The following is a 13,394-nucleotide window of genomic DNA, read 5'->3' on the forward strand; positions in this document are numbered from 1 at the left end:
CAAAAGGAGAATTGAGATGTTTTTTGTAAATGATCATTACTATACATTAGATGACCTTGAGCAGCAATATACAGAATTTGAAAACATTCCTCATTTAAGAGATTGCGGAAATAGAAGATTAGCTGTTTGTATTCCGGATGTGTTTCAGTGGCTCGCTCTTTGTTTATTTGTACGCAGAAAAGGGGGATCCATTGTTCCGATCCATCCTTCCATGCCGAAAGAAGGGGCAATCCGAATAGCTTCATCGGCTGGAAGTCATAGCTTGCTTTACGGAAATACTCATACACCGATCGAACTGTCAAAACAAAAGAATGCCCGTGAAGGTGTCCTGGTCCAAATGAGTTCGGGTACGACTGGTGCACCAAAATGCATTGAACGCAGCTGGGATTCCATCGAGCTTGAACTGGAAAGCTATGTTTCTGTATTGCCGGCAGATCATCAGACCACATCTATTGTTGCCTGTCCGGTTACTCATTCATATGGGTTGATCTGCGGCGTATTTGCAAGCTTAAGGCGCGGTTCGGAACCGGTCATTCTGACAAATATGAACCCGAAGTATGTGCTTAGCAAAATTAAGGAATATCCGAAGCATATTCTCTATGGAGCTCCTGCGCTTTTGCATACATTAACACATCTGGTTCGTGATGGCGGACAGTTCGATTGTGTGATGACATCGGGCACTTTAATGCCATCGGGCTGGCTGGAATCTTTAAAAAGTGTTTCAAACCGGGTTCTTCAGCAGTATGGATGTTCGGAGGCAGGGTGTGTGGCCATTCACCCGGATGTATGTGACCCCCGTGAGATGGGCTATCCGCTTCCCCATGTAAAAGTGGAGGCTGGAAGTAAGGAAAACCCTGATGAAATTATCATCCGTGATTCTGAGAAAACCATCTTTACTAAGGACCTTGGCTTTATGGAAGACGGTGTCCTGTCATTTCTTGCAAGAATGGATGACACCATTAATGTAGCGGGATTGAACGTATATCCGCAGGAGGTGGAAGATGTCCTGATGGCAGAACCAAGAATTGCAGAAGCAGTGGTTTATAAAAAAATCCACCCGCTTTCCGGAGAAAGAGTCTGTGCGCAGTATGTATGCACCCAGCCTATAGAGGAGCAGGAACTGCGGGAGTGGTGCAGGGAATATCTCGCTCCTTACCAAATCCCGATGGAATTTATCCAGACAGAAGAAATAGAAAAGCTCCCGAATGGCAAGATCAGCAGAAAAAGGCTGGGAGAAGGAGTGCTGGCATGACAAGAGAAGAAATTTTACAGGCTTTACACGATATTATGCAGCATCAAATAGAACTGCCTTCGATGGCGGCCTTTCATGAGGGTGCCCGTTTAAATGAAGATTTATATATGGATTCCATCATGATCCTGCAGCTTATCCTTCATTTGGAAGTGGATCTTGGCTTTGATATCCCGGATGAAATGCTGGTGCCTAAAGATTTCAGGACTGTAGGAAGCCTGGCCGACTTTCTGAATCACCTGCAGAAGCCTGTCACAGCGGAGGCTTCTTATGATTAAAGTCCATTGTTTTGTGAGCTGTGTATGTGAGGCAGTCAAAAAGACGCAAGGGGCCGATCACAGACCTTATTATTTCGGAGTATGGGATGCTGATTTCGATGTATTGGATAATGGAGTTCTGACCTATCATTCCAAACGGATCGACCATGATTTTTTCCACCAATGGTATGAAATGCTGTATGGAATTAAGCTATATAGATGGTATGACGAAAAACGCAGCAAACAGGAAAACATAAACAAGCTTCTGGGCCTGCTTGAGAACAAGAAGCACCACCAGTATGTAATGGTGATGCTTGATTTGTCCAAGCTGCCTGAAAGGGAGAATAAGTTTCATCAAAGTCCATTTCCGCATTATGTGATGCTGGAATTGACAGGAAACGAAGAGGAATGGTTTATGTATGATCCGGACTTCCGCTGGGAAGGAATTTTGCCGAAGGAGAGGATTTTGGCAGCTATTGAGGATCCTTCTGCTGAAGGGGGATATTTCTTTGATGCAGCCAATATCATTCCCCCATCTGCTGAAACAGTGGAGGCATATTTTAATACATGCATTAAGCTTGACTGCAACCCAATGACTGATGCAGTTGGAAAGATTGTCGGTCTATATACATCCGGAAGCGATAACTACCCTTTATCAGGATTGACATTCGCATTAAGGGAACTCCCTGTCCTCGCCATCCGAAAATACGCCTATGAACATGCTTTTGCGTTTTTCTGGGATTCACTTGGGTATGAAGAGGAAGGCTTTGAAGCCTGGTGTAATGAAATTGAGAAGCTCGTAAAAGGATATACGGTTATCCAATATCGGGCGATGAAGCTTGCCATGACAGGAAACCTGGGTTTGAAAAATGAAATCTCTTTAAAACTGGATGAACTAAATATCCTGGAATTTAAAATTAAGCAGGGATTGCAGAAAAGCTTTGAAGCCTGGATTAAACTGCAGGAATCCCAAAATATGAAGGAGGCAACTCTATGAAGCTATCTCTCTGCACCATCTCATTCCGGCATCATCTTCAGTCCATTGACCAAATCGCACACTATGCCCAGACAAATGGATTCCAGGGGATAGAAATATGGGGTGTACATGCCAAAAACCTGGCGGAAGATATTCATTATGGAAGTGAGTGGCTTAGCTCCTATAATCTTGAAACGACCATGCTGAGCGACTATCTGCCTCTTGATGCTCCTCTTCCAGTTTTAATGACAAAAATGCAAAAATTATGTGCACTGGCACATAGGTGGGGAACGAAGAAAATAAGAACGTTTGCCGGGACAAAAGGCAGTGCGGATATCAGCAGGCTGGAAAGAATCGAATTGGTTTCGCGCATGAAAATGCTCTGCAAAATGGCTGAAGCCGAGGGACAGATGCTTCTGGTTGAAACTCATCCTAATACACTGACAGATAACCCATCCTCCACACTTCAGCTCATTGAGGAAACAGACCATTCAGCGTTAAGGGTTAATTTTGATGTGCTTCATATATGGGAATCAGGAGTGGATCCGATCTTTGCGCTAAAACAGCTGCGTCCATATATATCGCACTTTCATTTTAAAAATATCCAGTCCCGTTCCCAGCTTGGCGTGTTTGCTCCTAATAATGTCTATGCAGCAGCGGGCAGCAGGGAAGGCATGGTTTCATTATTTGAAGGAGCTGTAGATTACAGGATGTTTTTAAGAGAGGCTTCGAATTTGATGGAAATGGATGCATCTTTGGAATGGTTTGGACCAAATGTGAAAGACATTCTGACAAAAGACAGCAAGGAAATTATGAGAGTTCTTCAGGCTGAGAAAGCTTTATAACAGCCAGAAAAAAGTCATTCAAACGTTTGATTGATTTAAGCTGCAGTATGATTTCTGCTTAAATGAACAGATGCAGGGAGCAGTATCCTGTACTCGTAAATTACATGGAAGGAGAACAATCAAAAAAAGCTTTAAGGATGTCTTAATCACCTTAAAGCTTTTTCGATTGCTTCTGCTGCTGATTCTATGTGGCGGAAATTTTTCTTTATATTAGTTTCTGTGTAGGTAATTTCAAAAGAATGATTGTTTTTCAAATAACATACAGATAAAACCTGCTGCTTGTCATTTGAAAAGGTCTGAGTGATTTCAGAGTCACAATAATATTTCAATGTTTCAAGCATGTTAAGTGTGTGATCTATTGACATAGTCTTCAGCCTCCTTTTGGATTGGCATGACTAACTGAGATCTTAATTCCATTATAAGGAATTCACCTTCTTGTTTATATGGATAATTTGTCACATTTTATCACAGGTTTTCGGTTTTAAGAGGGGTCTGGAATCAAAATCTGCAGTAAAATGGCCAGTCTTTGATAGACTGGCCACTTCTTATGCAAGCTGCTGCTCGGCAAATTCACGGTAAAGATCATGTGATTGTGTCAATTCGGAATGTGTGCCAATGCCTGTGACCTGGCCTTTTTCGATGAAAATAATTTGGTCTGCGTCGACAATTGTGGAAAGGCGGTGTGCGATGACGAAAGTTGTCCGGCCTTCCATTAAGCGGGTAAGGGCCTGCTGGACGATACCTTCAGATTGGCTGTCCAGACTGGCAGTGGCTTCGTCCATCATCAATATTTTAGGGTCGCGCAGGAAAGCCCGTGCTATAGCAATACGCTGCCTTTGTCCCCCGGATAGCTTCACACCCCGCTCACCAACTTCTGTATCAAGCCCCTTCGGAAAGTCGGCAATGAATTGATCGGCGTATGCCATTTTCGCCACTTCCCATAACTTCTCATCCGCAATGCTTTTGGAATCTTCGAGTCCATAGCATAAATTTTCACGGATTGTACCTGCCATCATGGCGCTTTCCTGTGAAACATAGCCGATCTGGCTGCGCCAGGATTTAAGGGATATCTGCTGGATGGGTGTATCGCCAATTTTGATTTCACCAGCAGCTGGTTCGTAAAATCGTTCAAGCAAACCAAACAGGGTTGTTTTTCCGCTTCCGCTTGGACCCGCCAGTGCAATCATCTGACCTGGCTGGGCTTCAAGAGAGATATTTTCCAGAACACTCTCTTCTGCGCTATAGGAGAAGGAGACATTGTTGATTGTAATCGGCTTGCTGCTGATATCCATTTCGATGCCGTCTTGTCCGTCTTCCAAAGGCTCCTCTAAAATATCAATGATCCGTTCTGTTGCGCCTATTGCTTTTTGCAGCTGAGTAAAAAACATCGCAAATGAGGTAATTGGCATAATAATCTGGAACAAATACAGCAAAAAGGCTACAAGAGAACCCGTTGACATCGTTCCGCTAGCCACCCGCATGCCTCCATAGGCGATGATCATGACAATAACAACCATCATGATCAGGTACATAGTGGGACCAATCATCGCAAAAATGCGGGCTTCCCGCAAGCCGTAGCCAAGCAGTTTGTCGATCCCATCCAATCCCTTTTCTTCTTCATTTTGCTCTGCAGTAGAAGACTTCATTAAGCGGATTTCACCGAGTGTTTGGGTAATGTTTCCGGTAAAGATAGCAGTTTCATCTTGAAGGCCACGGGATATTTTGGCCATCTTTCGGCCAAGTGGAATCATAATTGCCAGTGTAATAGGAACAGAAGTAAGCATCAGCAGTGTCATTTTCCAGTCCATCACAAGCAGGATAATAATTGCACCGATAATACTGATAATACCGGTAATAAATTGCGGAAAGTGATTGGTAATCAGCTCCCTGACAATGCTGGTATCATTAACTACACGGCTGACAGTCTGGCCGCTGGATTGCTTGTCAAAATAACTGACCGGCAGCCGTATGAGCTTCATCCACATCCGGTCCCGAAGCCGCGCCACCACTTTTTGGCCGACATAGCTGAGCAGGTAGATGGAGATCCCGCTGATGATGGCCTGGACGATAAAGGCTGCACCAATTCCGATCATGAGCGGAACGCTTAAAGATTCAACAGAAAAACCGTCCACCAGATTTTTGGTCAGCAGCGGTACGAGAAGGCCAGTCAAGGTTGTTAAAATGCTGGCTGTTAAACCAATGATGAGGGCAGTCTTTGGTATTTTTGTCGATAGTATGAGTGAAATGAATGGTTTTAGGCTGGTTTGCTTTTTATCCATTTTGTGTGCTCCTGTCTCTTATATATCGATATCATTATATACCATTGAAACTTCCATTACCTGTTATGCACCTTAACGCCTATCCGATGAATAGGATGTTAAAAACCCAAAAAGGATGGATAGCCGTGACAATCAACTTTCCAGTAGGCATCAAAACGGTGACAATAAGCAGCGGGCCGACTAAAGTGGTTTATTATCCCCGTGTGACAGGAATGCAAAATAAGCAGCTGCAGCAATTTATTAACAGTACAATTGTCCGACAAAACCAGCAGATCATTAACGAGCAGACAGGCAATATGGATACAACCGTGGTTGATTTGTATGGATACTATGAGATTAAAAATAATCAGCGTGATGTACTGAGTTTGTCCTTGAACAATTATGTATATCACTATCATGCTGCCCATGGAATGACAGTTATAAAATCGCTGACATTTGACCTTCAGAAGAGAAGGCAGGTGGAGCTTAAGGATTTATTCAAGCCGGGAAGTGACTATGTAAAAAGAATATCCGAGCTGATTAAGGTGCAAATCAAGGAGCGTGATATACCGCTCTTAGTAGACTTTAAAGCAATCAGGCCAGATCAGGACTTTTATATAGCGGATAAAGCACTGATCATCTATTTCCAGCTGTATGAAATAACGCCTTATGCTTATGGATTCCCGATGTTTCCGATTTCCGTTTATGCACTGCAGGATATTATTGATGAAAATGGGCCACTGGGGAGGATGGCGGTGAATTAAAGTTAAAAGGAAAGCTGCTTTAATGCGGCATTCCTTTTTTGCTGTAGAAAGGTAAATTCTTTTGATGTCGCCTATATAATAGTAGGATATTAATAATAGAAGCAATGCAAATAGAACCAGCCGGTCATAATAAGAAAAATGAGATGTAAAGAGGATGAATCAATGGATAATGCAGAGAAGATATATTTAGATTATACAATTGATAAAGACTTGAATCAGTCAGAGAAAGAGATTCTTTCTTTTTTAATTAAAAGCAAGATAGATGACCAGCATTTAAGTATACGGAAAGCAGCGGATGAGCTGTTTGTTTCAACTACATCCATCATTCGTTTGTGTAAAAAGCTGGGGTTTAGCGGATACAGTGAGTTTGTATATAATCTTGGTCTGAAAGTGAAGAAGGTGCATAGTTCAGATGCTGAATCAGTAGAAGAGATCCATCGTCCATTGGAAGCGAGCATCAATGAATTTATAAAAAATATCAGAACTACATTTGATTACATAGATGAGGAAAGCATCCAGGAATTTTTAAATGAAATTGAAAAGCATAAGATGATTTATTTTTATGGAGCAGGCTTTTCTACGCTGTTCTCCAATTATCTTGCTAAGAAATTGGAGCTTTTCGGGTATTATGTTTCAAATACATCGACTAGTGACAGCAGGGCGATTTTCTTTAATAATATCCAGAAGTATCGGCTGATGATTGTCTTTTCGCGATCTGGAGAGACAAGCAAGGTAATTGAAAAAGTCCAAATTGCTAAGGAAAAGGGGTTAAAGACCGTCCTGTTCACAGGAAATGATAAAAGCACGACAGCGAAATTGGCCGATATTGTGTTTACTATTCTCGATCCGACAATTGAATCCCAGCGTGAATTTGAGATCACATCGTTTGAGTCTAATATGTTTATGTTCATTGATATTATCCTGATTTTAGCGATTAAAAAGGGGATTATCAAAGAGTATTAAGCCCTGTAACATGTTACTTTATTTAGTGACATTGTACAGATTCCTTCATTCCCATTCCTTCCGCTAATAATCCAAGCTATACTGTGGATGTGAAATGATAGCGTTTACTTTTATTTAGAAAGGAAGACATCTATGAAACAAGTGGTGAATGGTCTCCAGCTATTTGGAAAATCCTTGTTTGCCCCGATTTTAATATTGCCGATCATTGGTCTTTTCATTGCGTTTGGCAATGTGTTTGGAAACGGGAACCTGGCACAGTACGTCCCGCTTCTTGAAAATCCGATAATACAAAATATCGGAAAGTTTATCTCTTCTTCGGCAGTTTCGATACTTCAGAATCTCGCATTGATCTTTGCGGTCGGCATTCCGATCGGGTTAGCAAAGAAAGATAAAGGTTATGCAGCATTAACAGGTCTAGTAACCTTTGTCATTTTTATTAATGCGATGCATCAGGTCCTGAATCTTTCAGAGCGTTTAGTTCCTGCAGAGGAGATGCAAATTTCCGGACAGGCAATGGTATTGAATGTTCAAGTTTTAGAGATGGGTGTGTTCGCAGGTATTTTAATCGGAGCTTTAGTTGGTGTTCTTCATAATAAATATTGCGATACAGAATTCAAAGGTGTTTTTTCCATCTATTCAGGTCATCGTTTTGTAGCTATTTTAGCAATACCAAGTGCAATGGTTCTAGGGGCGCTTGCAGCCGAGTTTTGGCCGATTGTTCAAAATGGAATTACAGCGCTGGCTAATGGTATCCGAAGCTTAGGGGACTTTGGTTTCCTTATCTATGGCTTCCTGGAAAGAATCCTGATTCCGACAGGACTACATCACCTTGTTTATACACCGTTCTTATATACAGAACTGGGCGGAACGACAACTGTTGCAGGAGAAGTTGTCCATGGGGCAAGAAATATTTATTTTGCTGAAATGGCTGACCCAAGTGTGGCTGTATTAAGCAGCACAGTAAACTGGGATGCACGCGGCCTGGCAAAGATGTTCGGATTAATTGGTGCAGCTTTAGCTATGTACGTTACGGCTGATAAAAATAAAAAAGCGATGGCAAAAGCGATTCTCCTGCCGGCAGCCGTCACTTCATTCCTGCTTGGGGTAACGGAGCCAATTGAATTCGCGTTCCTATTTACTGCTCCAATCCTGTTTTTTATCCATGCAGTTCTGGCTGGTACAGGAATGATGCTCTTAAATGTCTTTGGTGTTCATGCAATCGGCGCGAATGGCGTTATTGATTTCCTGCTTTATAATTTGCCGCTTGGTACAGAAAAGTCCAATTGGCCTATGTTCATTGTCGTAGGTCTGATTATGTTTGCTGCCTATTTTATCATCTTCAGATTCCTGATCCTGAAATTAAACCTGAAAACACCTGGCCGTGAAGAAGGTACAGAGGAAACTGTCCAGCCAGCAGAAGTTCAGACAAAAGGGAATGCAGCAGCAGGGTCTCCTCTAGGTGAAACGATTGTAACTGCACTTGGCGGAAGCGGAAATATTGAAAATGTAGATAATTGTTATACAAGATTAAGACTTGTTTTAAAGGATCCAAATGCAGTAGATGAACAGCTGTTAAAAGAAACTGGATCAAAAGGAGTCATCAAGTCAGGCAACAATGTTCAAGTTGTATATGGTCTGAACGTAAAGTCTGTTCGAGATCAAGTTGATCAAAAACTGGGAGGACTAAATTATGAAAATGTATAAATTAGCGATTGCGGGCGGCGGAAGCACGTATACACCAGGAATTGTGAGAAGCTTAATGGATAGATTAGAAGATTTGCCATTATCCGAGATTAGATTTTACGATATTGATGGAGAGCGCCAATCGAAAGTAGCAGTCGCTGCTAAAGCGGTTATTGCAGAATATACAGATTCTATTAAAATAACCGAGACAACTGATCCGGAAACAGCATTTGAAGATGCAGACTTTGTATTTGCGCAAATGCGTGTCGGCAAATATGCGATGAGGGAGCTTGATGAGAAAATACCTCTGTCACATAATGTAGTAGGTCAGGAAACGTGCGGGCCTGGCGGATTGGCGTATGGTTTAAGAACGATTTTCCCTATGGTAGAACTTATTGATGATGTAGAAAAATATGCGAAGGAATCGTGCTGGATTGTCAACTATTCAAATCCTGCTTCAATCGTAGCAGAAGGTGTGCGGAAGCTGCGCCCTAATGCAAAGGTTATTAACATCTGCGATATGCCTGTAGCAACGATGCGCAACATGGCGGGCATCCTTGGAGTGGAGAGAGAAGACCTTGTGGTAGATTACTTTGGATTAAATCACTTTGGCTGGTTCACCAAAGTAGAAGTGGACGGAGAAGACCGCCTTCCGGAGCTTCGTGAGCATATCAGCAAATGGGGACTGCTGACAGAGGACATCTCTAAAATTGATTATCGCCATGCTGATTCTTCCTGGATTAAGACATTTAAAAATATTAAGCCGATCATGGATTTCTTCCCGGATTATATTCCTAATCCATACCTGCAGTATTACCTGTTGCCGGATTATATTGTGGAGAATTCAAATAAAGAGCATACCCGTGCCAATGAGGTTATGGAAGGAAGAGAAAAGTCTTTGTTTGAAACAATTAGAAAATTTGAAGAGACTGGCATCTTGGATGATGCGTTTCATGTGGGTGTACACGGAATTTTTATTGTAGATGTTACTGTATCCATTGCACAGAATCTGGCAAAACGATATCTTGTAATGGTAGAAAACAATGGAACAATTCCTAACCTGCCGGCAGATGCCATGATCGAAGTGCCTGCACTTATTACCAATAAAGGACCTGTTCCTGAGTATGTCGGGGAAATTCCATATTTCCACAAAGCCATGATTGAACAGCAATTGGCATCCGAAAAAATTTTGGTGGAAGCCATAACAGAGGGGTCTTATGAAAAAGCATTACAGGCATTCACGCTTAACAAGACAATTCCATCTGCCATTGTTGCTAAAAAGGTTTTAGATGATCTGATTGAAGCCAACAAGGAGTATTGGTCAACACTTGAGAAGAAATATAAAGAAGGCTCATTGGTACACTGATAGAATGGAAGGGCACAGGCTATGTCTGTGCTCTTTTTCTATTTCAATCAAACATTTGATTGAAAAGGTGGAAGTTGTTATAGGCGGTGCTTTTCAACTTAGTGTTGTTCATTCGGACAGGAGAAGAAGAAAACCGAGTTGGTGAGTCCGAACTCAGTGCTTATTCGGATAGGGGAAGAAGAAAACCGAGCTAGTGAGTCCGAACATAGTGCTCATTCGGACAGGAGAAGAAGAAAACCGTGCTAGTGAGTCCGAACACAGTGCTCATTCGGACAGGAGAAGAAGAAAACCGAGTTGGTGAGTCCGAACTCAGTGCTTATTTGGACAGGAAAAGAAGGAAACCGAGTTGGTGAGTCCGAACACAGTGCTTATTCGGACAGGAGAAGAAGAAAACCGAGTTGGTGAGTCCGAACTCAGTGCTCATTCGGACAGGGGAAGGGGAACTAAGAAAGAATGAGTCTGAACCAAATTCCATGGTGCTCAATAAAAAACCGCTTCCTGCCAAAGGCAGTAAGCGGTTTTAGGTTAAAAATTAATTACGGATCAGATAGTCAAACGCACCCAAAGCTGCCGTTGCACCAGATCCCATGGAGATGATGATTTGCTTGTAGGCACTGTCTGTACAGTCTCCTGCAGCAAATACACCAGGGATGTTTGTGGCACCGTGCTTGTCCACGACGATTTCGCCGAAGCGAGTACGCTCGATCTGGTCGCCTAACCAATCTGTGTTAGGAACCAGGCCGATTTGGACGAATACACCTTGCAGTTCAACATGGTGTTGTTTTTCTGTCTCACGATCCATGTATGAAATACCGTTTACTTTATCAGTTCCGGTAATTTCAGTTGTCTGAGCATTTGTGACAACCGTTACGTTTGGAAGGCTGTTCAGACGTTCCTGCAGAACGGCATCTGCTTTCAATTCAGGATTGAATTCGATAACCGTTACATGGTTAACAATCCCTGCAAGGTCAATGGCTGCTTCAACACCGGAGTTGCCTCCGCCGATAACAGCTACGTCTTTGCCTTCAAATAATGGGCCATCACAGTGAGGGCAGTAAGCAACCCCTTTGTTTTTGAACTCTGCTTCACCTGGCACGTTGACATTTCTCCAGCGTGCACCAGTTGAAAGGATGACTGATTTACTTTTCAGTACAGCACCATTTTCAAGTTCAATTTCAACAAGGTCCTTCTTTTCAAGTCTCTTTGCACGCTGCAGATTCATGACATCGATGCCATAATCTTTCACATGTTCCTCAAGGCTTGCAACAAGTTTAGGGCCTTCTGTATGCTTCACACTAATAAAGTTTTCGATGCCTAAAGTATCCATTACCTGGCCGCCAAAGCGTTCAGCAACGATGCCGGTGCGGATGCCTTTGCGTGCAGCATAGATTGCCGCGCTTGATCCCGCAGGGCCGCCGCCAATGACAAGCACATCATAAGGATCCTTATCTGCAAACTCTGATGCGTCAGGGCCTGTTCCCATTTTCGCCAGAATTTCTTCAAGGGACATACGGCCGCTGCCGAATGATTCGCCATTTAGAAGAACTGTCGGCACTGCCATGATTTCTTTAGCATCTACTTCTTCTTTGTAAGCAGCACCATCGATCATTGTGTGTGAAATATTAGGGTTAAGAACACTCATGACGTTAAGAGCCTGTACTACATCAGGGCAGTTGTGGCAGCTTAAGCTGACATAAGTTTCAAAACGATATTCGCCCTCAATCTTCTTCACCTGGTCGATGACTTTCTGGTCAACCTTAGGTGCCCTACCGCTAACTTGAAGCAGAGCAAGCACTAAGGAAGTAAATTCATGTCCAAGAGGAATGCCGGCAAAGGTAATGCCAGTATCTTCACCTGGACGATTTACACTAAAGCTTGGCGTCCTTTGTAATTCAGTGCGCTCAACTTTAATGCGGGAGGACATATTGGCTAGCTCATCTACTAAAGCCAGCATGTCGCTGGATACTTTATCTGATCCAGCGCTGACTTTTAGAAGGATGTCGCCCTCCATCATCTGAAGATATTGAGCTAATTGTGCTTTTATATCTGCATCAAGTAACATGATTATCGTGCTCCTTAGATTTTACCTACTAGATCAAGGCTTGGCTTAAGTGTTTCAGATCCTTCTTTCCACTTAGCCGGGCAAACTTCACCTGGGTTGTTGCGTACATATTGAGCTGCTTTAAGCTTGCTTACAACCTGGCTTGCATCACGGCCAATTCCGCCAGCGTTGATTTCAACAGTTTGGATGATGCCATCTGGATCGATGATGAATGTTCCGCGTTCAGCCAATCCATCTTCTTCGTTCAGAACTTCGAAGTTGCGGGAAATTCTTTGGTTAGGGTCACCAATCATAACGTATTCAATCTTGTTGATTGTTTCTGAGTTATCGTGCCATGCTTTATGAGTGAAGTGAGTATCAGTTGATACAGAATAAACTTCTGCTCCCATATCTTTTAAAGTTGCATATTCATTTTGAAGATCTTCTAATTCAGTAGGACATACGAATGTGAAGTCTGCTGGGTAGAAGCATACTACGCTCCACTTTCCTTTGAAGTTTTCTTCAGTAACATCGATGAAATCACCGTTATGGTAAGCTTTTGCTGCAAATGGTAGTACTTCTGAACCGATTAATGCCATGATAAAATTCCTCCTTAAATGGTTGAGTGATATGATTATTAATTAAATAGCGAACTATTTAATAATAATTCTAATTCGGTAATAATTATCATATACGATATATTTTTTGTCAAGGGATAAGCTGTGAAAATTTGCTCCTTTTCGGCTGAAGGGCGAAAACTTTAAGTGGCAAGATAAGACTCCGATGTTTAATTGCGCTTTTTTTAGGGTGAAATCAGTACGGCATGGAACTTTTAAAGCAGCCTTAAGCTCCTTAATAACAGTATAACTCTTCCTTATTTTGAATACCCTTTTTTTGCCTCAATCAATCTCAACTAATATGAGATTTAAGTTTATAATTGAGAATGTGTTAAAAACGGCGGCCGATGGTCAGGTGCTGGTCCACATTCACTT

12 protein-coding genes are annotated in these 13,394 nt (G+C 42.4%); 8 read left to right on the forward strand and 4 right to left on the reverse strand.

The features are described 5' to 3' along the window. Positions 1 to 16: 16 nt before the first annotated feature. Genes A361_RS02375 through A361_RS02390 form a run of 4 tightly spaced genes read left to right on the forward strand, consistent with a single transcriptional unit; the run spans position 17 to position 3,327 of the window. Complete coding sequence (locus A361_RS02375; RefSeq protein ID WP_019380073.1) at positions 17 to 1,252, forward strand: AMP-binding protein; 1,236 nt, start codon at positions 17 to 19, stop codon at positions 1,250 to 1,252. Continuing rightward, positions 1,249 to 1,527 carry a petrobactin biosynthesis protein AsbD gene (gene asbD / locus A361_RS02380; RefSeq protein ID WP_009335881.1) on the forward strand — a complete coding sequence of 93 codons (279 nt, stop codon included), beginning with the start codon at positions 1,249 to 1,251 and terminating at the stop codon, positions 1,525 to 1,527. The genes A361_RS02375 and asbD overlap by 4 nt, the downstream gene beginning before the upstream one ends. Beyond that, a complete protein-coding gene (locus tag A361_RS02385) occupies positions 1,520 to 2,503 on the forward strand; it encodes a DUF6005 family protein (protein ID WP_019380072.1) in 984 nt (327 codons plus the stop codon). The genes asbD and A361_RS02385 overlap by 8 nt, the downstream gene beginning before the upstream one ends. After that, positions 2,500 to 3,327: a sugar phosphate isomerase/epimerase family protein gene (locus A361_RS02390; protein WP_019380071.1), complete on the forward strand. Its 828-nt coding sequence runs from the start codon at positions 2,500 to 2,502 to the stop codon at positions 3,325 to 3,327. The genes A361_RS02385 and A361_RS02390 overlap by 4 nt, the downstream gene beginning before the upstream one ends. Positions 3,328 to 3,473: 146 nt before the next feature. Here A361_RS02390 and A361_RS02395 read toward each other — a convergent pair whose 3' ends face one another. After that, on the reverse strand, positions 3,474 to 3,692 hold the full coding sequence (locus tag A361_RS02395) for a hypothetical protein (protein WP_009335878.1): 219 nt from the start codon (positions 3,690 to 3,692) through the stop codon (positions 3,474 to 3,476). 180 nt (positions 3,693 to 3,872) lie between these two features. Beyond that, on the reverse strand, positions 3,873 to 5,606 hold the full coding sequence (locus A361_RS02400) for an ABC transporter ATP-binding protein (RefSeq protein ID WP_019380070.1): 1,734 nt from the start codon (positions 5,604 to 5,606) through the stop codon (positions 3,873 to 3,875). A 125-nt stretch (positions 5,607 to 5,731) separates the two neighbouring features. On the opposite strand from A361_RS02400, the gene A361_RS02405 reads away from it, so the two are divergent. From A361_RS02405 to A361_RS02420, 4 genes are all read left to right on the forward strand, one after another. Further along, positions 5,732 to 6,349: a DUF3298 and DUF4163 domain-containing protein gene (locus A361_RS02405; RefSeq protein WP_019380069.1), complete on the forward strand. Its 618-nt coding sequence runs from the start codon at positions 5,732 to 5,734 to the stop codon at positions 6,347 to 6,349. Positions 6,350 to 6,487: 138 nt separating this feature from the next. Then, complete coding sequence (locus A361_RS02410) at positions 6,488 to 7,312, forward strand: MurR/RpiR family transcriptional regulator (RefSeq protein WP_236887963.1); 825 nt, start codon at positions 6,488 to 6,490, stop codon at positions 7,310 to 7,312. 132 nt (positions 7,313 to 7,444) lie between these two features. Continuing rightward, positions 7,445 to 9,016 carry a PTS transporter subunit EIIC gene (locus A361_RS02415; protein WP_019380067.1) on the forward strand — a complete coding sequence of 524 codons (1,572 nt, stop codon included), beginning with the start codon at positions 7,445 to 7,447 and terminating at the stop codon, positions 9,014 to 9,016. Further along, positions 9,003 to 10,361 carry a 6-phospho-alpha-glucosidase gene (locus A361_RS02420; RefSeq protein ID WP_019380066.1) on the forward strand — a complete coding sequence of 453 codons (1,359 nt, stop codon included), beginning with the start codon at positions 9,003 to 9,005 and terminating at the stop codon, positions 10,359 to 10,361. Before A361_RS02415 ends, A361_RS02420 begins: the two co-directional genes overlap by 14 nt. 532 nt (positions 10,362 to 10,893) lie before the next feature. Here A361_RS02420 and ahpF read toward each other — a convergent pair. After that, entirely contained in the window at positions 10,894 to 12,423 is a 1,530-nt protein-coding gene (gene ahpF, locus A361_RS02425; protein WP_019380064.1) for an alkyl hydroperoxide reductase subunit F, read from the reverse strand. A 14-nt stretch (positions 12,424 to 12,437) separates the two neighbouring features. Beyond that, a complete protein-coding gene (ahpC, locus tag A361_RS02430) occupies positions 12,438 to 13,001 on the reverse strand; it encodes an alkyl hydroperoxide reductase subunit C (protein WP_009335870.1) in 564 nt (187 codons plus the stop codon). Between the last annotated feature and the right edge of the window lie 393 nt (positions 13,002 to 13,394).

The sequence above is a fragment of the Cytobacillus oceanisediminis 2691 genome, from assembly GCF_000294775.2.
Classification (GTDB): Bacteria; Bacillota; Bacilli; order Bacillales; family Cytobacillaceae; genus Cytobacillus; species Cytobacillus pseudoceanisediminis.

Bases quoted from the DNA above. Each gene is read 5' to 3' on its own strand.
- A361_RS02375 (WP_019380073.1), top strand. From the start codon at position 17: ATGTTTTTTGTAAATGATCATTACTATACATTAGATGACCTTGAGCAG.
- asbD (WP_009335881.1), top strand. From the start codon at position 1,249: ATGACAAGAGAAGAAATTTTACAGGCTTTACACGATATTATGCAGCAT.
- A361_RS02385 (WP_019380072.1), top strand. From the start codon at position 1,520: ATGATTAAAGTCCATTGTTTTGTGAGCTGTGTATGTGAGGCAGTCAAA.
- A361_RS02390 (WP_019380071.1), top strand. From the start codon at position 2,500: ATGAAGCTATCTCTCTGCACCATCTCATTCCGGCATCATCTTCAGTCC.
- A361_RS02395 (WP_009335878.1), bottom strand. From the start codon at position 3,692: ATGTCAATAGATCACACACTTAACATGCTTGAAACATTGAAATATTAT.
- A361_RS02400 (WP_019380070.1), bottom strand. From the start codon at position 5,606: ATGGATAAAAAGCAAACCAGCCTAAAACCATTCATTTCACTCATACTA.
- A361_RS02410 (WP_236887963.1), top strand. From the start codon at position 6,488: ATGAGATGTAAAGAGGATGAATCAATGGATAATGCAGAGAAGATATAT.
- A361_RS02415 (WP_019380067.1), top strand. From the start codon at position 7,445: ATGAAACAAGTGGTGAATGGTCTCCAGCTATTTGGAAAATCCTTGTTT.
- A361_RS02420 (WP_019380066.1), top strand. From the start codon at position 9,003: ATGAAAATGTATAAATTAGCGATTGCGGGCGGCGGAAGCACGTATACA.
- ahpF (WP_019380064.1), bottom strand. From the start codon at position 12,423: ATGTTACTTGATGCAGATATAAAAGCACAATTAGCTCAATATCTTCAG.
- ahpC (WP_009335870.1), bottom strand. From the start codon at position 13,001: ATGGCATTAATCGGTTCAGAAGTACTACCATTTGCAGCAAAAGCTTAC.